Annotated in this window: 21 protein-coding genes; 9 read left to right on the top strand and 12 right to left on the bottom strand. The window is 63.0% G+C overall.

The genetic code is table 11. The annotated features are described in order from the left end of the window. The first annotated feature begins 161 nt into the window (after positions 1-161). From ATC00_RS07910 to ATC00_RS07890, 5 genes are all read left to right on the top strand, one after another. Entirely contained in the window at positions 162-1,409 is a 1,248-nt protein-coding gene (locus ATC00_RS07910) for a BtaA family protein (protein ID WP_064252461.1), read from the top strand. Beyond that, complete coding sequence (locus ATC00_RS07905; RefSeq protein WP_037386999.1) at positions 1,406-2,083, top strand: class I SAM-dependent methyltransferase; 678 nt, start codon at positions 1,406-1,408, stop codon at positions 2,081-2,083. Before ATC00_RS07910 ends, ATC00_RS07905 begins: the two co-directional genes overlap by 4 nt. A gap of 184 nt (positions 2,084-2,267) precedes the next feature. Next, entirely contained in the window at positions 2,268-3,047 is a 780-nt protein-coding gene (locus ATC00_RS07900) for a glycoside hydrolase family 25 protein (protein ID WP_064252460.1), read from the top strand. Between the two features lie 144 nt (positions 3,048-3,191). Continuing rightward, positions 3,192-4,406, top strand: a complete 1,215-nt coding sequence (locus ATC00_RS07895; protein WP_064252519.1) for a lytic murein transglycosylase — start codon at positions 3,192-3,194, stop codon at positions 4,404-4,406. 140 nt (positions 4,407-4,546) lie between these two features. Next, complete coding sequence (locus ATC00_RS07890; protein ID WP_064252518.1) at positions 4,547-5,485, top strand: DMT family transporter; 939 nt, start codon at positions 4,547-4,549, stop codon at positions 5,483-5,485. A gap of 499 nt (positions 5,486-5,984) precedes the next feature. Here ATC00_RS07890 and metF read toward each other — a convergent pair whose 3' ends face one another. From metF to ATC00_RS07870, 4 genes are all read right to left on the bottom strand, one after another. Further along, positions 5,985-6,917: a methylenetetrahydrofolate reductase [NAD(P)H] gene (gene metF / locus ATC00_RS07885; protein WP_064252459.1), complete on the bottom strand. Its 933-nt coding sequence runs from the start codon at positions 6,915-6,917 to the stop codon at positions 5,985-5,987. A gap of 2 nt (positions 6,918-6,919) precedes the next feature. Next, positions 6,920-7,939 carry an ArsR/SmtB family transcription factor gene (locus ATC00_RS07880; protein ID WP_037387006.1) on the bottom strand — a complete coding sequence of 340 codons (1,020 nt, stop codon included), beginning with the start codon at positions 7,937-7,939 and terminating at the stop codon, positions 6,920-6,922. A gap of 275 nt (positions 7,940-8,214) precedes the next feature. After that, a complete protein-coding gene (ettA, locus tag ATC00_RS07875) occupies positions 8,215-9,864 on the bottom strand; it encodes an energy-dependent translational throttle protein EttA (protein ID WP_064252458.1) in 1,650 nt (549 codons plus the stop codon). A 118-nt stretch (positions 9,865-9,982) separates the two neighbouring features. After that, positions 9,983-10,756 (bottom strand): ribonuclease T2, encoded by a 774-nt coding sequence (locus tag ATC00_RS07870; protein ID WP_064252457.1) that lies wholly within the window; start codon positions 10,754-10,756, stop codon positions 9,983-9,985. A gap of 192 nt (positions 10,757-10,948) precedes the next feature. Between ATC00_RS07870 and ATC00_RS07865 the strand changes: the two genes are divergently transcribed. Beyond that, positions 10,949-11,902 (top strand): alpha/beta hydrolase, encoded by a 954-nt coding sequence (locus ATC00_RS07865; protein ID WP_064252456.1) that lies wholly within the window; start codon positions 10,949-10,951, stop codon positions 11,900-11,902. Positions 11,903-11,956: 54 nt separating this feature from the next. Next, complete coding sequence (locus ATC00_RS07860; RefSeq protein WP_064252455.1) at positions 11,957-13,603, top strand: thiamine pyrophosphate-binding protein; 1,647 nt, start codon at positions 11,957-11,959, stop codon at positions 13,601-13,603. Between the two features lie 67 nt (positions 13,604-13,670). On the opposite strand, the gene ATC00_RS07855 is transcribed toward ATC00_RS07860, so the two are convergent. The 3 genes from ATC00_RS07855 to ATC00_RS07845 form a co-directional block, all read right to left on the bottom strand. Next, positions 13,671-13,877: a hypothetical protein gene (locus ATC00_RS07855; RefSeq protein WP_037387019.1), complete on the bottom strand. Its 207-nt coding sequence runs from the start codon at positions 13,875-13,877 to the stop codon at positions 13,671-13,673. A gap of 278 nt (positions 13,878-14,155) precedes the next feature. Beyond that, entirely contained in the window at positions 14,156-14,494 is a 339-nt protein-coding gene (locus ATC00_RS07850) for a protein tyrosine phosphatase family protein (protein WP_064252454.1), read from the bottom strand. A 72-nt stretch (positions 14,495-14,566) separates the two neighbouring features. Further along, a complete protein-coding gene (locus ATC00_RS07845) occupies positions 14,567-15,409 on the bottom strand; it encodes a DUF4432 family protein (protein WP_037387024.1) in 843 nt (280 codons plus the stop codon). 248 nt (positions 15,410-15,657) lie between these two features. Here ATC00_RS07845 and ATC00_RS07840 point away from each other — a divergent pair, with 248 nt between their 5' ends. Both ATC00_RS07840 and ATC00_RS07835 read left to right on the top strand, forming a co-directional pair. Further along, positions 15,658-17,103 carry a L,D-transpeptidase family protein gene (locus tag ATC00_RS07840; RefSeq protein ID WP_064252453.1) on the top strand — a complete coding sequence of 482 codons (1,446 nt, stop codon included), beginning with the start codon at positions 15,658-15,660 and terminating at the stop codon, positions 17,101-17,103. A gap of 174 nt (positions 17,104-17,277) precedes the next feature. After that, a complete protein-coding gene (locus tag ATC00_RS07835; RefSeq protein ID WP_064252517.1) occupies positions 17,278-18,567 on the top strand; it encodes an NAD(P)/FAD-dependent oxidoreductase in 1,290 nt (429 codons plus the stop codon). A 176-nt stretch (positions 18,568-18,743) separates the two neighbouring features. On the opposite strand, the gene ATC00_RS07830 is transcribed toward ATC00_RS07835, so the two are convergent. From ATC00_RS07830 to ATC00_RS07810, 5 genes are all read right to left on the bottom strand, one after another. Then, entirely contained in the window at positions 18,744-19,457 is a 714-nt protein-coding gene (locus ATC00_RS07830) for a ParA family protein (RefSeq protein WP_064252452.1), read from the bottom strand. 201 nt (positions 19,458-19,658) lie between these two features. Further along, on the bottom strand, positions 19,659-20,804 hold the full coding sequence (locus ATC00_RS07825; protein ID WP_037387031.1) for an iron-containing alcohol dehydrogenase: 1,146 nt from the start codon (positions 20,802-20,804) through the stop codon (positions 19,659-19,661). Further along, entirely contained in the window at positions 20,801-22,186 is a 1,386-nt protein-coding gene (locus ATC00_RS07820) for an aldehyde dehydrogenase family protein (protein WP_037387033.1), read from the bottom strand. Before ATC00_RS07820 ends, ATC00_RS07825 begins: the two co-directional genes overlap by 4 nt. 196 nt (positions 22,187-22,382) lie before the next feature. After that, on the bottom strand, positions 22,383-23,747 hold the full coding sequence (locus ATC00_RS07815; protein ID WP_064252451.1) for a glutamine synthetase family protein: 1,365 nt from the start codon (positions 23,745-23,747) through the stop codon (positions 22,383-22,385). A 192-nt stretch (positions 23,748-23,939) separates the two neighbouring features. Further along, positions 23,940-25,487: an amino acid permease gene (locus ATC00_RS07810; RefSeq protein WP_037387038.1), complete on the bottom strand. Its 1,548-nt coding sequence runs from the start codon at positions 25,485-25,487 to the stop codon at positions 23,940-23,942. Between the last annotated feature and the right edge of the window lie 18 nt (positions 25,488-25,505).

Genomic DNA, 25,505 nt, shown 5'->3' with positions numbered 1-25,505 from the left:
GGATTTGCCGTGATCGGGAGCTCTGTCGAAGAACGCCCGCTCCAGCCTCTCTTTCGCTCGATGAACACTCGGCGAAGTGCCGCCGACCTGTGGGAATCCCGTCATCAAAGTGTAGTCGAGTCGCTCTAGAAGCGCCTCAGTTTCAACTGGATGGCAGGCAAATGACTGAACTCGCCCACGATGCCGGCTTTGGCGGAAAAAATGCCAAGCTGAAGAGCGCGCTTCTCCAGCACAGTGCCCTTTCCTTCGCCGGACTGTCGGAGCGCCTGTTCGGGCTGCTCTTCTCCGGCCTCGTCTACCCCCAGATCTGGGAAGATCCGATCGTCGACATGGAGGCAATGCAGATCGAGCCTGGCCACCATATCGTGACCATCGGCTCGGGCGGCTGCAACATGCTGACCTATCTGTCCGCTGGCCCGGCGCGCATCGACGTCGTCGACCTCAATCCCCACCATATCGCCTTGAACCGCCTGAAGCTCGCCGCCCTCCGTCACCTGCCGAGTCACAAGGATGTCGTACGGTTCCTGGGCAGTGCCGGCACGCGTTCTAACATCCAGGCCTTCGATCTCTTCATCGCGCCAAAGCTCGATGAAGCTACGCGCGCCTACTGGAACGGCCGCGACATGACGGGCCGCCGCATCGGCGTCTTCGGCCGCAATATCTATCGCACCGGTCTGCTCGGCCGCTTCATCGCCGCCAGCCACCTTCTAGCGCGGCTTCATGGCGTCAATCCCGCGGATTTCGTCGAGGCGCGCTCCATGCGCGAGCAGCGGCAGTTCTTCGACGACAAGCTGGCGCCGCTCTTTGACCGGCCCGTCATCCGCTGGATCACCGGCCGCAAGAGTTCGCTTTTCGGCCTCGGCATCCCGCCGCAGCAGTTCGACGAACTCGCCAGCCTCAGCCAGGAGAAATCGCTGGCCCAAGTGCTGCGCCATCGCCTCGAAAAGTTGACGTGCCACTTTCCGCTGCGCGAGAACTACTTCGCCTGGCAGGCTTTCGGCCGGCGCTATCCGCTTCCGCACGAGGGCGAGTTGCCGCCTTATCTGCAGACATCCAATTACGAATCTATCCGCAACCACACGGACCGGGTCACGGTCCATCACGAGAGCTTCACCGATTTGCTCGGCCGCAAGCCGGCCTCTTCCGTCGACCGCTACGTGCTCCTTGATGCGCAGGACTGGATGGCCGACCGCCAGTTGAACGACCTCTGGAGCGAAATCACCCGCACCGCCGCGCGGGGCGCCGTGGTGATCTTCCGCACCGCGGCAGAAGCCAGCATCCTGCCGGGACGTCTCTCGGATGTCCTGCTCGACCAGTGGCACTACGATGGGGAAACGTCGTCGAAGCTCGGTGCCGAAGACCGTTCGGCCATCTATGGTGGCTTCCACATCTACCGGAAGAAAGCATGAGCGCCGCGCCGTCCGTTGGAGACAGCCATGCCCGGCTCATGGACCGGATGTACCGCTACCAGCGATATATCTATGATTTTACCAGAAAATACTATCTCTTCGGCCGCGACACACTGATCCGCGAACTGGACGCCCCGCCCGGCGGTTCGGTGCTCGAGATCGGCTGCGGCACCGGACGCAACCTGGCGATGATCGGCGATCTGTATCCAAGGGCACGCCTTTTCGGCCTCGACATCTCCGCCGAGATGCTCGCAACCGCCAAGGCGAAGCTTCGGCGCCACGGACGACCCGATGCGAACCTGCGCGTTGCCGATGCCACAAACTTCACTGCCGCCTCTTTCGGTGAGACGGGCTTCGACCGAATCGTCATTTCCTATGCGCTGTCGATGATTCCCGACTGGCAGAAGGCGGTCGACGCGGCGATCGGCGCCCTCAACCCGGGAGGCTCGCTGCATGTCGCCGATTTTGGCCAGCAGGAGGGATGGCCGGGCGGCTTCCGCCGGCTCCTTCAGGGATGGCTGAAGCGCTTTCATGTCACGCCACGCGAATCGCTGTTCGACGTCATGCGCGCCAGAGCCGACCGTGACGGCGCCGCACTCGAGCTCAAGTCGATCGGCAGGGGCTATGCATGGATCGCCGTCTACCGCCGTCCGGCCACGGAGCGGCTGGCGTAACCTGCAGGCGCTGAATGCCAGCGCTTAGGCGCAAAGCCATACAGCCCAATGCAATTGGCGCTTGAGCTAACTCAATTTTTACGATGATATGGTGAAAAGGAGGTAACGCCTCCCTGGGGGACATCACCATCATGGAAACCATCGCGTGAGGCAGGATCGTCGTTCGTCTCCAAACGGAACCCTCATGCGCCGGCTTCTCCTGGCTTTGCTGCCCATCGCCACTATTCTATCCGCCTGCACGTCCACCGACTACGACCTCGTGCGCACGGCTTCCATACCGCGGCGCTTCCAGGACACCGATCCGCAGGACTTCGGCGATCGCACGCCGCATCACCACAGCGTCCACGGTGTCGACGTTTCCAAATGGAACGGCGACATCGACTGGATGAAGGTCAAGAATTCCGGCGTTTCCTTCGCCTTCATCAAGGCAACCGAGGGCAAGGACCGGGTCGATTCGCGCTTCCAGGAATATTGGCCGCGGGCCCGCGCCGCTGGGCTCGCATACGCCCCCTACCATTTCTACTATTTCTGCTCGAGCGCGGACGCACAGGCCGACTGGTTCATCGCCAACGTGCCGAAGAGCGCGGTCCATTTGCCGCCTGTTCTCGATGTCGAGTGGAACGGCGAATCGAAGACCTGCCGTTACCGCCCGTCGCCGGAGACCGTGCGCTTCGAGATGAAGCGGTTCATGGATCGGCTGGAAGCGCATTACGGCAAGCGGCCGATCATCTACACCTCCGTCGATTTTCATCGTGACAATCTCGTCGGCGCCTTCAACGACTATCACTTCTGGGTGCGTTCCGTCGCCAAGCATCCCAAGGACATTTACGTCGACCGGCGCTGGGCCTTCTGGCAATACACCAGCACCGGAGTCATTCCGGGAATCGAAGGCCATACGGACATCAACGCCTTCGCAGGCTCCGCCAAGAACTGGAAGAAATGGGTGGCGGCAGTTTCGCAATAGGCGGGAATGCCGCACATCGACGCAGTGGCGCACCGATTTCTTCATTCGGTCATAATGCTCTGAGAAAGCACCGGCACATTGATCTGCGCAAATCGCAAGCCCGACGGCCGCGCCAGGCCATACGGGTCCTCGAAAGGAATTATGATGATTGGCAAGGCCCGCTACGTGCTCCTCACCCTTGGCCTGCTTGCCCTCTCCAGCACGTCGGCACTGGCTCAGTCGCAGCCCCAACCGCAGACCCCGGTTGCCTGCGGCGGCGATCTCGCTGCCTTTCTGGAGGGCGTCAAGGCCGAGGCGCTTGCCAAGGGCATTCCCGCCGATGCCGCGGACCGGGCGCTCGCCGGGGCGGCAATTGACGAGAAGGTGTTGAGCCGCGACCGCGCCCAGGGCGTCTTCAAGCAGACCTTCACCGAGTTTTCAAAGCGCACCGTCAGCAAGGCGCGGCTCGACATTGGCGCCCAGAAGATGAAGGAATATGCCGACGTCTTCGCGCGCGCCGAGAGCGAGTTCGGCGTGCCGGCGCCGGTGATCACCGCGTTCTGGGCGATGGAAACCGACTTCGGCGCCGTTCAGGGCGATTTCAACACGCGCAATGCGCTGGTGACGCTGGCGCATGACTGCCGCCGGCCGGAAATGTTCCGGCCGCAGCTCCTTGCCGCGATCGAAATGGTCCAGCACGGCGACCTCGACCCGGCCGCGACCACGGGCGCCTGGGCCGGCGAGATCGGCCAGGTGCAGATGCTGCCGGAGGACATCATCGCCTATGGCGTCGATGGCGATGGCGACGGCCATGTCAATCTGAAGAAGAGCTCCCCTGACGCGATCCTCACGGCGGCGAAGTTCATCCAGAGCCTCGGCTTCACCGCAGGGCAGCCCCGGATCCAGGAAGTCAGCGTGCCGGATGAACTGCCCTGGGAAAAGACGGGCCTCCAGGCGGGCATGACGGCGGGCGACTGGTTCGCTCTTGGCGTCACTCCGCGCGACGGCAATACCTCGCATGGGTCGCTTGAGGCCTCGCTCGTGCTGCCCCAGGGGCGAAAGGGCGTAGCCTTCCTGACCTACCCGAACTTCAAGATCTATCTCGAATGGAACCAGTCGTTCATCTATACGACGTCGGCCGCCTATTTCGCCACCCGCCTCGCCGGCGCCCCGCCATACCAGGCCGGCAATCCCGAGCCCGGCCTTGGCGATGCCGAGATGAGGGCCCTGCAGACGAAGCTTCAGGCGCTCGGCCACGACGTCGGCAAGATCGACGGCATTCTCGGCTCGGGCACGCGCACGGCGTTGCAGAAGGAGCAGTTGAAACTCGGCCGGCCGGCCGACGGTTGGGCGACGCCGGACCTGCTCCAGGCGCTCTGACCCAATCGAAAACGCCGGCCAATTTGCAAGAAGCGGGTGGCAACGCCCGCTTCTTCGCGTTATCGCTTGCACAATCGCAAATTGCTGGATTGGATACGCCGCGCGCAACCAATGCGGCTTCGATGGCAACAGGGCCCGAAATGCTTTCATTTGCAAGACCTGCCACCACCACCATGACCCTGCGGCTTTGGCTGCTGCTGATGCTGCTCGGCCTCATCTGGGGCGGGTCTTTCTTTTTCGCCCGAGTGGCGGTTGCCCATGTGCCGCCCTTCACGCTCGTGCTTCTGCGCCTGAGCCTCGCCGCGATCGCCCTGCACATCTACCTGCACGGCAATCATGGTCTCTATCCGGCACTCGTTGGACGCTGGCGGGAATTCCTGGTCATGGGCCTTATCAACAACGCCATTCCACACGCATTCATCTTCCTCGGCCAGACGCATATCGGTGCCGGGCTTGCCGCCATCCTGAACGCGACGACGCCTGTCTGGACGGTGCTAATTGCCAATGTCGCAACGGAAGACGAGCGGTTGACCGCAGCCAAGATCAGCGGCTGCCTGCTCGGGCTCGCCGGCACCATGGTGCTCATCGGGCCGAGCGCGTTCGCCGGCCTTTTAGGGGCCGCGGGCGACGTGCCACTCTGGGCCCTCGTCCTGCCGGTTCTCGCGGCCGTGAGCTATGGACTGTCCGCCACCTATGGCAAGCGCTTCCGCAATCTGGCGCCGCCGGTGACTGCCGCCGGACAACTGACGGCCTCGACCATCGTCATGCTGCCGGTTGCCGCCTTCGCCGACACGCCCTGGATCCTCCCGATGCCGCCCCTCTCCGCCGTGCTGGCGATCCTCGGACTGGCGCTCGTCTCGACCGCCTATGCCTATATTCTGTTCTTTCGCATCATGGCGGAGGCCGGCGCCACCAACACGTCGCTGGTCACGCTCCTCGTGCCGCCAGGCGCGATTCTTCTCGGCTATCTCTTCCTTGGTGAGACACTGCAGGTGACCGACATCGCCGGCATGGCGCTGATCGCGGCGGGCCTCGCCGTCCTCGATGGGCGCATGCTGCGGCCGCGCTCTTCGCCTTGAAGGGGAATCAAAAGCAGCAGCCGGTACAGCTTTGAGACGCTTCACAGACCGTTACAAACGTTTATATTAACCTTCCGGCAGCAATTGTGAAAAAATTGTGGCAAGGAGATTCTTGAAACGATTCACGCGCTTAGGGCTGTGAATATGGGAGCGGGGGTACACGGTTTTCGCACTGCAGCACAAGTTTCGCTTTCACGCGCCGCTTTTTGGCCCTATGTTTTACCCGTCAACGCAGGGAGGATCCTATGGGACTTACACATTCGTTGAATGTCCTCATGATCAGTGCAGCGTTCGCGTTCGTGGCGGTTATGCTCTTCGTGTGACGAAAGGCCGCTGAAAGTCCAAACCGAGGGACTTGATTTTCGGGAAACTCCAATTTGCAGCAGAACAGGTAAGGCAGGCCGCTCCGAGAGCACCCGCCCAGAGCTGCGACATCAGAAAAGCCCATGAACGACGACCCGTTCATGGGCTTTGCCGTGTCGGGGAGTCGGATTCCGGCCTACGCCGTTGCGACCGCCGGATAGGATGGTGCGGCGGTGGGCCTGGCCGGTCGGCGCTGATAGCCGACCAGATCACAGACGGCCGCGATTAGCGGGGACCGGTTCATCGTGTAGAGGTGGAAGTCGCGAAAGCCCCGACGCGCCAGATCGACGACCTGTTCGGCAGCGATATGGCTCGCCTCCTTGAAACGCTCCTCCGGCTGATCGTCGAGATGAGCAAGCCGCGAGATGATCGCCTCCGGTACCTTCGAGCCGCAAAGCCCGGCAAAGCGGATGACCTGCGTGAGATTGTTGATCGGCAGGATGCCCGGGACGACCGGGATCTGCACGCCGGCGCGCCGCACCCGCTCGATATATCGTTCGAAATCGTCATTGTTGAAGAAGAACTGGGTGAGTGCGCGCGTGGCACCGCTGTCGACCTTGCGCTTCAGCATGTCGATATCCGCCGCGACATCGGCGCTCTCCGGGTGCTTTTCCGGATAGGCGGAGACGGAAATCTCGAAATCGCCGCGAGCGCGAAGCGCCTTCACAAGCGCCGCCGAGCTTTCATAGCCGCCGGGAAAGGGCTCGTAGGCACTGCCGATACCGCCCTGCGGGTCCCCCCTCAGCGCCACGAAATGCCGGACGCCACAGGCGACGAACTCGTCAATCACCGCATCGACCTCGGCCTTCGGTGCGCCGACGCAGGTCAGGTGGGCCGCCGTGTTCTCCAGCCCCATCTCCCCGATCATCCGCTTGACGGTGGTCAGCGAACGCGCCTTGGTCGAGCCGCCAGCGCCGTAGGTCACCGTCTGGAATGCCGGCGCAAAGACCGAGAGATCCGCCACGGTCTGGAAGAGTTGGATTTCCATTTCTTCGTTCTTGGGCGGAAAATACTCGAAGGAAAGTCTGAGATTGCCGCGCTCCGCGGGATAAAGCGTCCGTGCGTTCATTCTCAAATTCCCCCTGCCTGCAGGCGCTGTCGCGGCATATCGGCCACGTCCGCAGCCCGCTGGTCGCGCGCCAGCCAGATCGTCACCGTCAGTTTCCCCTCTTCCCCGCCTTCCGGGGCAAGATCCGTCGTCTTCTCGAGCATCAGACCGGTCTTCTGTAGCCAATCGGCCATCGTCTGGCGGGCAAACCCGAGGCGGGCATGAGCGTGTTCGTTGCGCAGGTATTCGAGGCCATGCGGGGCAAAATCGATGATCACGAGCCGCCCTCCGGGCACGAGCATGCGCGCCGCCTCGGCGATCGCCGCTTCCGGATCTTCGAGGAAGTGGAGCACCTGGTGGATCGTCACGAGATCGAAGGACTGGCCGTCAAGCGGCAGGTTGAAGATGTCGCCGTGGCGGATCGAAGCCTTGGTGATGCCGGCCCGGTCGAGATTGGAACGCGCCACCGCCAGCATGTCGCGGCTGGCGTCGACGCCGATGCCGCGCCGGTAGAGCCCCTCGAAGAGCTGCAGGATCCGTCCCGTGCCGGTGCCGAGGTCGAGCAGGCTGTCGACCGGTTCGTCGCCGACCATCGCCTTCAAGGCTGTCTCGACGTCACCTTCGCTGACATGCAGGCGCCTCAGTTCGTCCCACTCGGCGGCATTGCGGCTGAAATAGGCCTGAGCCTTCTCGGCCCGCACCTTCTTCAGGGTCGCCAGCCGGGTCGAATCTCTGGCAAGGATGGCATCGTCCGGCGCTGCGGCGGCGAGAAGTTCGCGGACAAGCGCGACCCGCCCTCCCTCTTGCCGCAGACGGAAATAGGCCCAGGCGCCCTCCTGGTAGCGATCGATCAGCGCCACTTCCGCAAGCAGCTTCAGGTGCCGGGAAATGCGTGGCTGCGACTGGCCAAGAATTTCGGTAAGATCGGTAACGGTCAGGTCGCCGGCCGCAAGCAGCGCCAGAAGACGCATGCGCGTCGGCTCGCCCGCCGCCTTCAAGACGTCGACCAAGGCATCCAAACCAAGCGTTCCACGGTTCGTCATTGCCGATCCTCATCAACACATAAAGATATCTTTATGTGATTTGAAGGCGGCATGCAAGCGGGATTTGCGCGCAAAGGCAAGGAGATGGCGCTTCCCGGACATGACAGCGGGCGGACCATAACGATCCGCCCGCGCAGCAATGAAGCCAATCTGGACGCGGCCGCCGCGGAGACAAGAGGCGGGGCCACACAAGTGCCGCTACCACTCCGTCGCGCAAGTTGTCACACTCGCGCGACCGAGATCCAACGGCGTGTTCGGCGTCCGCGCGGGGCTGGTTACCGCGTCAGGCGCTTGTAGGTCACCCGCTTCGGGTTGACCGAATCCGGGCCGAGCCTGCGGATCTTGTCCTTCTCGTAGTCCTCGAAGTTGCCTTCGAACCACTCGACATGGCTATCGCCTTCGAAGGCGAGGATGTGTGTCGCAAGCCGATCGAGGAACATGCGGTCGTGGCTGATGATCACCGCGCAGCCGGCGAAGTTTTCGAGCGCATCCTCGAGTGCCGCCAGCGTTTCGGTGTCGAGGTCGTTGGTCGGCTCGTCGAGCAGGATGACGTTGCCGCCGGCCTTCAGCATTTTGGCGAGGTGCACGCGGTTGCGCTGACCGCCCGAGAGCGTCCCGACCTTCTGCTGCTGGTCGCCACCCTTAAAGTTGAAGGACGAGCAATAGGCGCGCGAGTTGACCTCGTGCTTGCCGAGCTTGATGACGTCGTTGCCGCCGGAGATTTCCTCCCACACCGTCTTGTTGCCGTCGAGCGCGTCGCGGCTCTGGTCGACATAGCCGAGCTGCACGCTGTCGCCGATGCGGATCGCGCCCTCTTCGGGCTGCTCCTGGCCGGTGATCATCCGGAACAGCGTCGTCTTGCCGGCGCCGTTCGGGCCGATGACGCCGACGATGCCGCCCGGCGGCAGCTTGAAGCTCAGGCCTTCGATCAGCAACTGGTCGTCATAACCCTTGGAGATGTTCTCTGCCTCGATGACCACCTGGCCGAGCCGCTCGCCGACCGGAATGATGATCTGGGCGTCACCCGGACGCCGGTCGGCGGCCGCCTTGACCAGTTCGTCATAGGCGCGGATACGTGCCTTCGACTTGGCCTGTCGGGCCTTCGGGCTCGAGGCGATCCACTCCTGCTCGCGGCTGATGGCCTTCTGGCGGGTCGCCTCTTCACGACCTTCCTGTGCCATGCGCTTGGCCTTTGCCTGCAGATAGGCGGAGTAATTGCCCTCATAGGGAATGCCGCGGCCCCGGTCGAGCTCGAGAATCCAGCCGGTGACGTTGTCGAGGAAGTAGCGGTCGTGGGTGATCATCAGCACGGCGCCCGGATATTCGCGCAGGTGCTTTTCGAGCCAGGCGATCGTTTCCGCGTCCAGGTGGTTGGTCGGTTCGTCGAGGAGCAGCAGGTCCGGCTGCGACAGGAGCAGCTTGCAGAGCGCGACGCGGCGCTTCTCGCCGCCGGACAGGTTGGTGACCTCGGCGTCGCCCGGCGGGCAGCGCAGTGCGTCCATCGCCATCTCGACCTGGCTGTCAAGGTCCCAGAGGTTCTGGCTGTCGATGATGTCCTGGAGCTTCGCCCCCTCTTCCGCCGTCTCGTCGGAATAGTTCATCATCAGCTCGTTATAGCGGTCGATGATCGCCTTCTTCGCGGCCACCCCTTCCATGACGTTCTCAAGCACGTTCTTCTGCGCATCGAGCTGCGGCTCCTGCGGCAGGTAGCCGACGGTCGCGCCTTCGGCGACCCAGGCCTCGCCGGTATATTCGTGGTCGAGCCCGGCCATGATCCGTAGAACGGTGGACTTACCGGCGCCGTTGGGGCCGAGAATACCGATCTTGGCGTCCGGATAGAACGACAGATGGATATTCTCCAGGACCTTCTTGTTGCCATAGGCCTTGTTGAGCCCGGCCATGTGATAGATGAACTGACGTGCCATAAAGGAATGCTCCGCATCGGAAGGGGAAATTTGCCCGCTATGTAGGCGAATTATGGTGGCGGGGCAATCGCCAAAGGCCCTGCCCCGCGCCCTCCCTTCGCTGCGACAAGCCTTCCGTTCAGCCCCGCCCGGCAGCGTCGGCGATCCCCTTGGCGCATTTGAACTCGGTCGGCCCGGCCGCCTTTATGAGACCCGTGAGGCCCGCCTTGCCCGAGAGATCGCCGGAAAGACCGATGGTGAGACCGGTGATCACGCTGCGACCCTCGACGGTCTGGCAGCGCATGCGCACCCGATCACCGGCCCCCGCTCCGAAACTCTGGTCGAAGGCCGCCTTGATCTGCTGTTCGCCGATCTCCGAACCGATCCTGTCGGCAAAGAGGGCACGCACCGCCGATGTGTTCAGTTCGTCGAGAAGACGAAGCTGCAGGGTGAAATAGTCGTCGGCGTTGTCGGTCTGGCAGGTGCCGCTGCGCAGCCATTGGTGCCGGTCGAGCCCGGATTTCACCCCCGGCATGGCGACGATGAGACGGGCGGCCGTGTCATCGGCCATGGCAAGTTTCGGCAGGTCGAGCCAATCGCCCTTGCGGTCCTGCGCCTTCAGCTCCGCCTCCACGCCGCAATAGCTCTTCTTCAAGGGCCACAGGCCGTGGAGCGAGAAATGCGTCGCATCGAACCGATCCGAGGTCTGATCGATGCATTCCTTGCGCGTCGGCCGCGTCTCGCAAAAGCCCGGCTGCCAGCTGACCGCCAGCACGTACTCCGTCCTCGCCCCATCCGGCACTGCCTTCGCCTCTTCGCCCACCGATTCCTCTGCGGCGGCCAGAGACGACATCCCCAACCCCAGAGCAAGCACTGCAACTCTTACCACCTGTACCATAGCCCGCACTGCCATAACGGCCTCCAGCAAAAAACAAAACAAGAACAAACTAACAACAAAAGCGGGAAAGTTGCAACCCCTAATATGCCCCTCCGTATTGGTTCTGATCTCATGCGCAAGAAGCAACAAGCAGCGATTGCCTTTGGCCGACAAATCGATTTGATATCTGCGGCGACTGGAACCTGGCGATTTGTTCGGGAGTGAGGCATGTTCGGGCAGGCAAGGACACTTCAAAGCCCGACGGGTGCGACGCTCGTCTGGCGCCATTGGCCGGCTTCCGGTGCGCCGCGAGGCCTATTGCTGGTCAGCCACGGGCTTGCAGAACATTCCGCGCGCTACGCCCGCTTTGCCGAAGCCATGGCCCAGCATGGCTTCCATATCTACGCCCACGATCATCGCGGCCACGGCGCGAGCCAGGCGCCCGATGCGCAGCTTGGTCTCTTCTCCCGACGCGGTGGCTTCGAGACCGTGATTGCCGATCTGCGCGCCGTACGCGAGATGGCGGTCGCCAACCATCCCGGACTGCCGGTCGTACTCTTCGGCCACTCGATGGGCGGGCTGATCGCCCTCAACGCTGCCGAGACCCATCCGGAACTTTATGACGCGCTGGCCGTCTGGAACTCCAACTTTCGCCCCGGTCTTGCCGGCCGCGGCGGCCAGCTGATCCTGGCGATCGAACGGATGCTGAAAGGCTCGGACGTTCCAAGCCCGCTGCTTTCGAAACTCACCTTCGGCGCCTGGAGCAAGACCATTGCCGCTCGGAAAACCGATTTCGACTGGCTGTCGCGCGATGAGGATGAAGTTGCCAAGTATATTGCCGATCCGCTCTGCGGCTTCGATGCAAGCGTGTCGCTCTGGATCGACGTCTTCGAACTTGCCTTTGCCGGCGCCCGGCCCGACCGGCTCGCCCGCTTGCCGGCGAGGCTGCCGGTCCATCTGGTCGGCGGCAGCGCCGATCCCTCAACCTTGAATGGCGACGTTGTCGACTGGCTCGGCCGACGCATGAAGGCGCGCGGCATGACCGACGTGACGGTCACCATCTATGAGGGAATGCGCCACGAGACGCTCAACGAAATCGGCCGTGAAATCGCGACGGAAGATTTCGCCCGCTGGTGCCTGAAGGCCGTCGGGGCGAGGAACCGCATAGGCGAAACAACATGACGGATCCCGAACGCCGGCGATCTGATCGAACGGAAAGCATTGGGAGGTGCTGATATGAAGACGGGCGGGCAATTGGTGGTCGAGGCGCTCATCGCAAATGGCGTCAAGCGCATCTCCTGCGTGCCGGGCGAAAGCTATCTGGCCGTTTTGGATGCGCTCTACGACACCGACATCGACGTCGTCGTCTGCCGCCAGGAGGGCGGTGCGGCAATGATGGCGGACACCTGGGGCCGCCTGACCGGAGAGCCCGGGATCTGCATGGTCACGCGCGGCCCCGGCGCCACCAATGCCTCGGCCGGGCTTCACGTCGCCCGCCAGGATTCGATCCCGATGATCCTCTTCATCGGCCAGGTCCAGCGCGACGCCCGCGAACGCGAGGCCTTCCAGGAGATCGAATACCGACGCGCCCTCACCGAGGTCGCCAAATGGGTGGGCGAGATCGACGATCCGGCACGCATACCTGAATTCGTCACCCGCGCCTTTGCCGTCGCGACCTCCGGCCGTCCCGGGCCGGTGGTGCTGACGCTGCCGGAAGACATGCTGACGGAGAGTACGGAAGCTCCAGCCGCCCGCCCCTACCAGCCGGTCGAAAGCCATCCGGGAGAGAGCCAGATCGCTCGGCTCGCCGATCTCCTCGCGGAGGCGAAGCGTCCGATCGCCATTATCGGCGGCACCCGCTGGTCGGCCGAAAGCGTCGCCGAATTCCAGCAATTCGCCGAACGCTGGCATCTCCCGGTCGGCTGCTCCTTCCGCCGTCAAATGCTCTTCGATCACCTGCACCCCAGTTATGCCGGCGATGTCGGCATCGGCGTCAGCCCGGCGCTGGCAAAGGAAATCAAGGAGGCGGATCTCGTCCTGCTTCTGGGCGGCCGCTTCTCGGAAATGCCCTCGTCCTCCTATACCCTCCTCGATGTCCCCTATCCGAAGCAGACGCTGGTGCATGTCCATCCGGACCCGTCCGAGCTCGGCCGCGTCTATCGGCCGGACCTGGCGATCGCCGCGAGCCCGCGCGACTTCGTCGCTGCACTAGCGGGGATAGAGCCCAGCGTGACGCCCGTCTGGGCGCAGCGCACGGCCGCCATGCACGAGACCTATCTCAAATGGTCGACGCCGCCGGAGACCGGGCCGGGCGAAGTGCAGATGGGGCCGATCATGAACTGGATCGAGGCGAACACGGCGCCGGACGCGATCTTCACCAATGGCGCCGGCAACTATGCCACCTGGCTGCACCGCTTCCACCGCTTCCGCCGCTACGGCACGCAGGCCGCGCCGGCCTCCGGCTCCATGGGATACGGCCTGCCGGCAGCGGTCGCCGCGAAACAGCTTCACCCACGCCGTGAGGTCATCTGCTTTGCCGGCGACGGCTGTTTCCTGATGCATGGGCAGGAATTCGCCACGGCGGTTCGTTACGTCCTGCCGATCATCGTGCTCGTCATCAATAACGGCATCTACGGCACGATCCGCATGCATCAGGAGCGGGAATATCCCGGCCGTGTCAGCGCCACGGACCTGACAAATCCGGATTTTGCGGCGCTTGCACGCGCCTATGGCGGCCATGGCGAGACGGTCGAACGCACGGAAGAGTTTGCGGAGGCATTCCTGAGAGCGCGTGCCAGCGGCAGGCCGGCGATCATCGAGATAAAGCTCGACCCGGAGGCGATCACGCCGACGCGCACGCTGAGCGAAATACGGAAGGGCTGAGGGGGAAAAGAGGGGCGCCTAAATGAGAGCCCGGCCGGGAGCGGGCGTCGGCACTTCCTGGCGCTTTTCAGACTGTCCGGATCATCTCCCAAAGCTGGTCCCCGTCTTTGACGCCGGTCTGATAAAGCTTGACGATTTTCCTGGCGAGTTCGTCGGCCTCCTCGCTGCCGATCGACACATTGCGCTCTTCCAGAGCGCGATGCAGAACGCCTTCAAGGATCGCGACATGGCCGGGAAGGATCGGATAATCTCTGAAACTATTGAAAGGATCCATGGCCGATCTCCTCTATGAAGCCGTGCGCCGAGACCCTCGCGCGTCCGACGGGACGGCGAACCGCAACTATTTACGCGACGGGCAGGTAACAGCGTCAGAAACGCAAAAGCGCGCTTGTTTGGGCCAAGCGCGCTCCAAGCGAACGATCTTCAAAGGGCGCCGGCACCCTCGATCGAACATATCCAATATAGCACCGAATGCCGGCGGGAAACAGCGAAAAGCGGCCGTTCGCCCGCCCGATCTTCGCCGCCCAACGGACGATCGATCGGCGCGCCGGCCTAGCTGCGAATATGCTGCGTCTGCTGGTAGACGGCCGTCGAGCGGGCGCCGGAGCGGCAATAGCCGAGCATGGGGCGCTCGAACTCGTCGAGCGCGTCGACCATGCGGGTCACCGCATCGGCCGTTACGCCCATCGGGCCGACGGGGATATGGGCAAAGTCCAGCCCGAGTTCCTGGGCACGCGCGGCAATCGCGTCGAAGGTCGGCTGGTCGGGAGCCTCGAAATCCGGACGGTGGCAGACGATGGACTTGAAACCGAGCGCCTTGATCTCGTCGAGATCCTCGATCGTGATCTGGCCGGAGACCGAATATTCATCGTTGATCTGGCGAATGTCCATGATGTCGCTTCCTCAAGACTGCGTTGCCTTGGTGTAGGCCGCACGCCCGCCGGCGTCAATCGCGAAGCGATTTCAGACGACGCCGAAGGCAAGCGCGTAATCGCGTAACTGTCCCGGCTCAAGCAGATCGAGCTCGCCGGCGGCCGAGAGTTCAACCCGCTTGGCAATTCGGTGCGATGCCGGCTCGATGCTGACGACATTGGCGCCGCCGCGTTGACAGCGCCACATCTGCAGGAAAGGCAGAGTGTCGGTCAGGAACCGCACATGCAAGGCGCGCCCTTGAAGCCCGGGCAGCGAAGAGAGCGAAACCTCCGCCCAGGGGTCTTCGCCGGCGACCGCGGTCCGGCAGAAATGCGCGCTCTCGCCTTCCCCGAACCGCCAGGCAAGCGACCCGCCCTCCACCGAGGCACTGTCAATCCGCGTTTCATCGCCAAGCAGCCGGCCGCCGATGTTCATGTGGTACATCATCATCGGCGCGAAGGCGGACGCGCCGATATTGACGACGCGGTCCTTGAGCATCACACCGCGCCCATTCCCGTGGACCTGCCAGACACGCTCGATCGCCGCCCTGCCACCGCAGGCAAGATCGACTTCCGTGAGCGCCGAGCAGCGCAAGCCATCGGCCGACATCTCCGTCCAGCTGACCGCCGTACCGGCGAGCGACCCGTGCAACGGATAGCATACCTGATCGTCACGTCCCGCAACCGGCTCCGGATGACGGATGTGGTCGGGGCCGCAGGTGAAAAGAAACCCGGCCAGAGCCCGGTCGATCCGCGGGTCGCCGTCGGAGGGAATCGCCGCTCCCGGCGACAGATCGATGCCGTCCGTAAGGAAAGCGGCAATGTCGAGCGCCGAGGAGCGGTCGAACAGGAGATGGCTCTCCCTGCCGTGATAGGCACTCAAGATGGTCTCTATTCTCGCCTCCTGCCCGCACCCAGAATCACGGATCGTGAACGCATGATAGCGCAGTCGTCCCGCTGAGGTGGCCGCTCTTTCGTATTGAACCTTCCGGGAGGAAAAACGTTATGAATTCAATGGCTCGCCAGGTGATTCCGGTCTTCCGACAGAGGTCGGGTGTTGCAACGGCTCGGAGGCTCGCCTAATTAGATTTAAGGGATCGTTCATGATGAATTCACTTTTTTCACATTAACGTCGGAATCGGTATGTACCGCCGCAAAGCAGCCACCATGAAAACAGGTTCCAACTTGTCAGCGACCCGCACCGGCCTTTCGCTTCTCGCCGCACTCGGCCTTCTGGCCGTGGAGCTCGTGCCCGCCCGCGCCCAGGATGGCTACGGCGGCTATTGGGGAGGCGGCGATGTGATGCTGGTTACTCCCGAGGGCGATATTCTGGACTATGTGCCCGGGCCGGACGAGGTTCAGGCGGTGCGCGACCGCCGCGGCCGCACGGTGCTTGTGGATCCCTGGGGCAACGTCGTCGCCACCGTCGTGCCGAATGACGGCTACGACGTGCGCCGCCGCCAATACGGCGACGACGGCTATTCCAACGAGCGCGAGCGCGGCTACGGCTATTCCGAGCCCGGTGAATACACCGGCACCGTTCCCGACTATCGCGACGCGACCCCTGCCCCGGTCGAACGCGAGGAACTGCCGAACAGCCTTCCATCACTCAGCGAGGAACAGGCCGCCTACGATCCGCAGTACCAGGATCCTTTGGGCCAACCGATGCCGCCGGCGATCGAAATGAAGGGCAAATCGCGCGCCGAAATCACCGCCCTTCAAGTCTTCCTCGACCGCGAAGGCTTCTCGCCCGGGGTCATCGACGGCAAAATGGGTTCCAACGTCACCAAGGCGATTGAGGCCTGGCAGCAGGCGACCGGCGAAAAACTCGACCCCAACAACACCGAAGACATTCTTGAACGGCTGCGCTTCAATGGCGGCCTTCCGATCACCACCTACACGATCACCGCCGCCGACGCAGCCGGCCCCTATGTCGCTGCCATCCCCGAAGACTATGCCCACAAGGCGCAGCTTCCGCATCTTTCCTTCACGTCCACCGCCGAGATGCTCGGCGAGAAATTCCATATGGACGAGAACTACCTGCGCGAGCTTAATCCGGGCGTCGACTTCTCCATCCCGGGCACAACGATCAAGGTCATCAATCCCGGAGCGAACAAGTCCGGAAAGGTGGCACGGATCATCGCCGACAAGGGGCGCAAGCAGGTGTTCGCCTATGACGATGCCGGCAAGCTCATCGCCGCCTACCCCGCCACCATCGGTTCGGCTGATACGCCTTCACCGTCGGGCACGGTCTCGGTCGAGCGGATCGCCTTCAATCCGGGTTACACTTACAATCCGAAGATCAACTTCCAGCAGGGCGCCAACAACAAGATCCTGACGCTGCAGCCGGGACCGAACGGCCCGGTAGGCACCGTCTGGATTGCGCTATCGAGGCCGACCTACGGCATTCACGGCACGCCCGATCCTTCGAAGATCGGCAAGACCCAGAGCCACGGCTGTATCCGCCTGACCAACTGGGACGCGACCGAACTTGGAAAGATGGTGAGCCCTGGTGTGACTGTGGAATTCGTCGACGAGCCGGGGGCGCCGATTTCAGCCGACTCAGCAGATGTTTTGACTCCTTATTAAGAGTTCGCCCCCACCACAGGTGAGGCGGAGCCGCGCGAGGGGTCGCCGCCTCTTTCACTTTGCCCGGCATTGTTGGTCTTCATGACTTAATGAAACATTGTCATGAAGAACTTTGCCGCGATGGTTCTATCAAAGGCAAAGAATCCCTCGATTACCGCAAAGGAATGGCCCGCAATGGCGATGGAGCGCCCTCTTCCCAATCTCTGGCATGCAACGGCTCCAGCCGCACCCGAAACAGGCCGTCTCGGCGGTGATATAGCTGCGGATGTGGCGATCATCGGCGGAGGCTTCACCGGACTCTCGGCCGCCCTTCACCTCGCCGAAATGGGCGTCAAGGCCGTGGTGATCGAGGCGCGCATGATCGGCTACGGCGGCTCCGGCCGCAATGTCGGCCTGGTCAATGCCGGCATGTGGGTGAAGCCGGACGATCTTCTCGCCACTCTCGGTGCTCAAGCCGGCGGCCGCCTGCTGAATGAGCTCGGCCACGGCCCATCGCTTGTCTACGATCTTGTCGAGCGTCATCGCATTGAGTGCGAGGCGGTCCGCAACGGAACGCTGCACATGGCGGTCGGGCCGGAAGGGCTCAAAGAGATCACCGAGCGCGAAGCGCAATGGCGGAAGCTGGGCGCCCCCGTTGAGGCGCTTCCGGCGGAAAAGGCCAGGATGCTTTCAGGCGCCGAAGGCTTCACTGGCGCATTGCTCGACCGGCGGGCCGGCACGATCCAGCCGCTCGCCTATGCGCGCGGGCTGGCCCGGGCAGCGCTGAAGGCAGGTGCCCAGATCTTCACGGAAACGCCGCTGGTTGCCGCCGAGCGCAGCGGCGACGTCTGGAAGCTTTGGGCCGGTCGCGGCACGTTGACCGCTCGGCATGTCATCGTCGCTACCGAGGCCTATGGCGCGCTCATAGACGGCGCGCCCTGGAGGACACAGACGCAGGAACTCACGGTCCTTCCCTATTTTCAATTCGCGACCAATCCGCTGCCGCACGATGTCGCCGGCCGAATTCTCCCCGAGCGCAAGGGCGGCTGGGACACGGGCCTCGTCATGACCTCGTTCCGCATGGACCGGCAGAACCGGTTGATCTTCGGCTCGATCGGCCGCCTCGACGCGATGGCCGCGGGGACGCATCGCGCCTTCGCGGCGCGCTCCGTGCGCAAGCTCTTCCCCTATATCGGCGATTTCCGCTTCGAATATTGGTGGGACGGCCGGATCGGCATGACCACCAATCACCTGCCGGTCATGCACGCGCTGGCGCCGAATGTCGTTTCCGTCAGCGGCTACAACGGCCGCGGCATCGCCCCCGGCACGGTCTTCGGCCGCGCCCTTGCCCGGCATGTCACGGGCGACGTCTCGGCGATCCCGCTCGCCGAGACCCCGATCACGCCGGATCCCTGGCGGAACGTGAAATCCGCCTTCTACCACGCCGGCGCCCAGGCCAAGCATTTCATAGACAGGCGGTTCTGACGGAAGGATTTCGACCGGAACGACCTACTGCATGTCTCCTTAAACCGACCTCGATTTAAGGACAAAGACATTCAGCAAATCAAAGTGCTACAGCCACCTTTGCGCGTCTGATAAGACGCGCGGCGCTGTATGTCAGTTCCGGTCGGCCTTGGGAGGCAATCGGGGCGGAGTGGCGTTTAAGCTGCCCGCGGCAAGGAGCGCAAGCGAGACATAAGGGCACGGCGTGGCGTTACCGGCAGCAGGCTTTGCACCTCGCTGGCGAGCGCGAATGCGTTTTCGCGCGCCTTGTCGAGATTGCTGACGCGGTTTGGGTCCATGGTCTGCAAGGTGCCGCCCAGTTCGAAGATCTCCCGATAGGCGGCGCGTTCGATAATCGGCGTGTCGAGGACAGAAACGCCGCGCGAGGCGAGCAGCGCCTTGATCGCCTGCAGCGCCCGCGTCGTCACTAGGGAGTTGACGCGCGTCAGGACCACCGAGTGGTTGATGCGCACCCTGGCCTTCTGTTCGATCTGGCGAATGAGCTCCAGGATTTGGACTGCGCCGCGCGCGTCCATGGCACAACCCTGCACCGGGATCAGCACCTGATCTGAAAGCCCGAGTGCCAGCGCGACGATCGCGTCCCTGGCACCGGCAAGATCGACCACGATGTAATCTGCCTCGTCTTTCAGTTCGCGGATATGGCAGGGCAACGAGGCGGGCGTAATGTGCGAGATCACCTCGAGATTGGCGATGTAGCCGGAGACTTCCGACCAGCTGGTGATCCACCGCTGCGGATCCGCATCCAGGATCACCACGCGGTTGCCCTGCCTGGCCAGTTCCGACGCCAGGATCAGGGCAGCCGTCGTCTTGCCGGCGCCGCCCTTTGCATTGGCCAAAGTAATGACCGCCATCTCGTCACCTCATTCTCTCAGTGCCCCGTCGCCTTGGGCTCAGGTGCAGGTTCGGTTAACAGAACCTTTCAGAAGATGGTTAACAAAATGGAAATTTTGGCTGGCAAAGATTAACCGGCGCCGCCGACGGCTTGCGGCTTTCCGATAAAAAAGCCCGGGAAATCAACGATTCCCGGGCCTCGAAAAAATTAATGCGATGGCTCAGATGCACTCGGCAAAGAGCTTCTTTGCAGCGTCGAGCGTCAGTTCCACCGGATTGCCGCCGGCGGTCGGGTCGGCGATCGCCATCTCCGCCATCTCGCCGACTCGATCAGTGCCGACCCCGAGTGCAGAGAGCTTGTCCGGCACGCCGAGTTCCTCGCGCAGTTGCAGCACATAGTCATAGAAGCCGTCGAAGCCGCCGGCGATGCCGAGATAGGCGGCCGCCCGCGCGATCTTCTCCTCGATCGCTGGCCGGTTGAAGCGCAGCACCGGCGGCATCACCACGGCATTCGTCATCCCATGATGGGTGTTGTAGATCGCGCCGACCGGGTGCGAAAGCGAGTGGATCGCCCCGAGCCCCTTCTGGAATGCGACCGCGCCCATCGCCGCCGCGCTCATCATATTGGCGCGCGCCTCGATGTCCGTGCCGTCCTTGTAGGCGCGCGGCAGGTATTCCTTGACAAGCCGCATGCCTTCGAGCGCGATGCCTGCCGACATCGGATGATAGAAGGGCGAGGAATAGGCCTCCAGGCAATGGGCAAAGGCGTCCATGCCGGTGCCGGCGGTGATGACCTTCGGCATGCCGACCGTCAGTTCCGGGTCGCAGATCGTCACGGCCGGCAGGAATTTCGGGTGGAAGATCACCTTCTTCACGTGGCTCGCCGAATTGGTGATGACGCTGGCGCGGCCCACTTCGGAGCCGGTGCCAGCCGTCGTCGGCACGGCGACGATCGGTGCGATGCCATCGACGCTGGCGCGCGTCCACCAGTCGCCGATATCCTCGAAGTCCCAGACCGGCCGGGTCTGGCCGGCCATGAAGGCCACGCATTTGCCGAGATCCAGGCCAGAGCCGCCGCCGAAGGCGACGACACCGTCATGGCCGCCATCCTTGAAGGCCTTGATCCCGGCCTCGAGATTGACGTCGTTCGGGTTCGGGTCGACCTCGGCGAAGAGGGCACGCCCAAGGCCAGCAGCTTCCAGAATATCGAGCGCGTTCTGCGTGATCGGCATCGACGCAAGCCCGCGGTCGGTGATCAGCAGCGGCTTCTTCATGCCGGCGGCCTTGCAATGGTCGGCAAGCTCCTTGATGCGGCCGGCTCCGAACTTGACGGCGGTCGGATAGCTCCAGTTGGCGGTGATCGTCATGCTGTGACTTTCTTCAGATGGAAGGATTTCGGACGGGTGAGATTGTGGAAGCCGAGCATTGACAGCGAGCCGCCGCGACCTGTCTCCTTGACGCCGGTCCAGCAAAGTGCCGGGTCGAGATAGTCGGCGCGGTTCATGAAGACCGTGCCGGTCTCAAGCTCGCGGCCGATGCTTGCGGCGCGCTCGGCATCTTTGGTCCAGAGCGATGCGGTAAGACCATACTGGCTGTCGTTCATCAGTTCGATCGCCTCGGCGTCGCTCTTCACCTTCATGATGCCGACCGCCGGCCCGAAGGTTTCCTCGCGCATGAACTCCATCGAGTGATCGACATCGACGAGGACCTCCGGCGCGAGATAGGCGCCGCCGTCGTCCTCAGGGAAACGCTTCGGATCGATCAGCGCCCTGGCGCCCTTCGATACGGCATCGGCGATCTGGTTACGGACGGTTGCCGCAAACCGCTTATTCGCCATTGGCCCGAGTGTCGTTTCCGGATCGAGCGGGTTTCCGAGCTTGTAGTTGGAAACCCAGGCGACCGATTTCTCGACGAAAGCGTCATAGAGCGATTCGTGCACATAGATGCGCTCGATACCGCAGCAGCACTGGCCGGAATTGTAGGTGGCGCCGTCCATCAACGTATCGACAGCCGCATCGAGATCGGCGTCCTCCATCACGTAGCCGGGATCCTTGCCGCCAAGCTCGAGGCCGAGGCCGGTAAAGGTGCCGGCCGCCGCGCGCTCGATCGAGCGCCCGCCCTCGACCGAGCCGGTGAAGTTGATGAAATCGAAGGTGTTCGCGGCAATCAGCGCCGCGGTCGTCTGATGGTCGAGGAAAAGGTTCTGGAAGACATCGGCCGGCACACCCGCCTCGACGAAGGCACGCACCATGCGCTCGCCGACGAGGATCGTCTGGCTGGCATGCTTGAGGATCACCGTATTGCCGGCCATCAGCGCCGGCGCCACCGTGTTGATCGCCGTCATGTAGGGATAGTTCCACGGCGCGATGACGAAGACGACGCCATGCGGCTCGCGCTCGATGCGCCGCTCGAAACGGTCGCTCTCCTCGACGATGAGCGGCTTCAGCGCGTCGGCCGCGATCGAGGCGACGTAGTTGGAGCGCTCGTTGAAGCCCTTGAACTCGCCACCATAGCGGACCGGCCGGCCCATCTGCCAGGCAAGTTCCGGCACCACCTCGTCGACCATCTCGTTGAGACGAGCCACACCGGCAAGCACCAGCTTGACGCGCTCGTCGAGCGGCCGCTTCGACCAGCTCTTCTGCGCCAGCCGCGCCTGCGCCACCGCCTGTCTGGCAAGCTCCAGCGGCATTGCCGGCCGCTCGGCATAGACCTCGCCATTGACCGGCGAAATGCATCTGATCATCGTCATGATCGTCTTCCTGTTTCTGCTTTCAAAATAAAGACTCCTCCCAACCCCTCGCCACAAGTGGGAGGGGTCGCGGCACTTCCTTCCAACAATAGCTCAGGCGTACCAGCTGTTGAGGCGCTGAGCTTGGGCAGGGCGGTGACGCCAGCAAAGCCCCCCCTCGTGGGAAGGGGTTGGGGAGGGGTAAAGCCGCAAATACCTAAGCCCTCTCAAACCCGCGTGCGACCTCCCAGTCGGTGACACGCCGGTCGTATTCCTCCTGCTCCCACCGGGCGGCGCGGGTATAGTGGTCGATGACCTCTTCGCCGAAGGCCTCCCGCAGCATCTTCGACCCCGTCAACGCTTCGGCCGCCGCCCGCAGCGTGTGTGGAATTTCGCGCACCTCCTTGCCCTGATAGGCATCGCCGACGAAGGGCGCCTCCAGTTGCATCTTGTTCTCGATGCCGGATATGCCGGCTGCGAGCAAGGCGGCGAAGGCGAGATAGGGGTTGAGGTCGGAGCCGCCGACGCGGCATTCGATGCGGATCGCCTTGGTGTCTTCGCCGCACAGGCGATAGCCGGCGGTGCGGTTGTCCTTGCTCCAGATCGCCTTTGTGGGCGCGAAGGTCCCGGCCATGAAGCGCTTGTAGGAATTGATGTAGGGCGCCAGGAAATAGGTGATCTCGCTCGCATGGGCGAGCAACCCGGCCACGTACTGCCGCATCAGCTCGGACATGCCGTATTGCCCCTCCTTGTCGTAGAACAGCGGCGTCTTGCCGTCGACGCTCCAGAGGGACTGGTGGACGTGCGACGACGAGCCGGCGGCGGAGTAGTTCCACTTGGCAAGGAAGGTGATCGCCTTGCCCCGCGACCAGGCAATCTCCTTGCAGCTATTCTTGATGATGGCGTGCCGGTCGGCCATCGTCAGCGCGTCGGCATAGCGGACGTTGATCTCCTCCTGGCCGGCAGACGCCTCGCCCTTGGAATTCTCGACCGGAATGTCGGCGCCCTGGAGTCCGTTGCGGATCGCCCGCATCACATCCTCTTCCTTGGTGGTCTGGAAGATGTGGTAGTCCTCGTTGTAGCCGCTGGCGAGTTGCAGGTCGCGGTAGCCGGAGAGCCGCGCATCGTCGTAGGACTGATCAAACAGGAAGAATTCGAGCTCGCTCGCCATGAAGGCCTTCAGCCCCATGGCTTCGAGCCGTGCGATCTGCTTCTTGAGGATGGCGCGCGGCGAATGCGGCACTTCCTCGTGCGTATGGTGATCGAGAACGTCGCAGAGAACCAGCGCCGTGCCTTCCAGCCAGGGAATGCGCCGAAGCGTCGCAAGGTCCGGCTTCATCGTGTAGTCGCCGTAGCCCTTCTCCCAACTGGTCGCCTTGTAGCCGGGCACGGTCTCCATCTCGATGTCGGTCGCCAGCAGGTAGTTGCAGCTATGCGTTTCCTTCCAGGCGCTATCGACGAAATACTGCGCGTGAAAGCGCTTGCCCATCAGGCGGCCTTGCATGTCCACCTGGCAGGCGAGCACCGTGTCGATGCGCCCGGCGGCAACATCCTCTTTCAATTCATCGAACGAGTAGCTCATGAAGCAAATCCCATGTTTCGGCGCGGCCGTTCCCACTGCATATGTCGTTAACGCGCAGCTGATTTAACGACAGAAATATGCAGCAACTCAAAGTGCTGCAGCGTCCTTTGTGCGTCTGAACAGACGCACGGCGCTGTAGCCGCAAATAGGAAGCGGAGATCGCGGACGCGACCTCCGCCTCTTGTATTGTCCTTAGACCTCGCCGACCGCCTTTTCAGCGGCGGCGATCTCGGCCTGGCGGCGCGCGACCTCAGCGCCGATCGGCGGCCCGCGGAAGCGGCGGCTCTCGAAACCGAACCAGATGATGCCGGTGACGACAAGGAAGCCGACGGTAATGTAGAGCGCCCAGTCATTCGGCGGCTGGATGCCGAGGACGAAGATCAGCACCATCGCGATGATCGACAGGATGGCGAAGAGCTTGAACATGCCCTCGCCGAGGTTCCAAGGCCCCATCTTGTCCCACTTCGAGGTTCCCCAGGCGAAAAGGCCGAGCGTGATCGGGATCGCGAAGGAGAAGAACAGGAAGATGACGGTGCAGGACACGACGATCGTATAGACCGGCGTCTCACCGATCGATACGAGCGACGAGCCCCAGACGAACAGCACCGAGAGAACCGAACCCGTCCAGATGGCCGCAACCGGCGAGCGATGGGTCGGGCTCACCTTCGAGAGCGGCTTGGAGGCCGGCAGGCCGCCGTCGCGCGAGAAGGCGAAGATCATGCGCGAGACCGAGGTGACAGTTGCCAGGCCGCACAGCCATTGGCTGACGAAGATGGCGAGGTAGAGGATGTCCTTGATGAGCGGGTGGACCTGCGCGTCCATTGCCCAGAAGAAAACGTTCCAGCCCTGTTTGGCAGCCTCGTCCATGTTCGGGATCATCAGCACGAAGGCGCACAGCATGATGTAGCCGAAGAGCGCCGACCAGAGCACCGAGGAGACCATGCCGCGCGGCACCGATTCCGCTGCCTTGACCGTCTCCTCCGACGTGTGAGCCGAAGCGTCATAGCCGGTGATCGTGTAGATCGGCAGAAGCAGGCCGAGCAGGAACACCCAGGTTCCGGAGGTCTGCGGCCAGACGTTGCCACCGGCTTCTCCGGAATAGTTCGAGAAAGTGAACAGCCGCCCGACCTCGTAGGTGTCGGCGGCAGCCAGGCAGACAATCGCCAGCAGGATCGAGGTGGCGAAGATCAGATAGCCCGAGAAGTCGGTAAGCTTCGCCGTCAGGCCGATGCCCATGTGGTTCACAAGCGCCTGCGCGCCGGTGATGATCGCCAGGAAAATGATGCGGGTCGCGGTCGTGTCTTCCAGTCCGAAATAGGGTGTCCCGAAAGAACCCATGAAGAAATAATAGGTGCCGACATTGATGGCGCCGAGAACCGTCACCAAGCCAAGCAGATTGAACCAGGCCGTCAGCCAGCCGGTAAAGCGGTTCCCGAGGATCGAGCCCCAGTGATAGAGGCCGCCGGCCGTCGGATAGGCCGAGCTGATCTGCGCCATCGCGACGGCAAAGACGAGCGAGATGAAGCATCCGAGCGGCCAGCCGATGCCGATCGCCGCTCCGCCGGCGCCGGCGGTCGCCTGCGCCAGCGAGTTTATGCCGCCGGATAGGATACAAATGATCGAGAAGGATACGGCGAAATTCGAGAACTGGCTCATGCGCCGCTCGAGTTCCTGGGCGTAGCCCATCGAGTGCAGGATGTGCAGATCCTGCTTCTTATCGGTTTCGGAATAGTCTGACATCTTTTTCCCCTGTTTCTC

The sequence above is a fragment of the Sinorhizobium americanum genome (assembly GCF_001651855.1).
Taxonomy (GTDB): domain Bacteria; phylum Pseudomonadota; class Alphaproteobacteria; order Rhizobiales; family Rhizobiaceae; genus Sinorhizobium; species Sinorhizobium americanum.
This window is presented reverse-complemented; position numbering and strand designations above follow the sequence as displayed.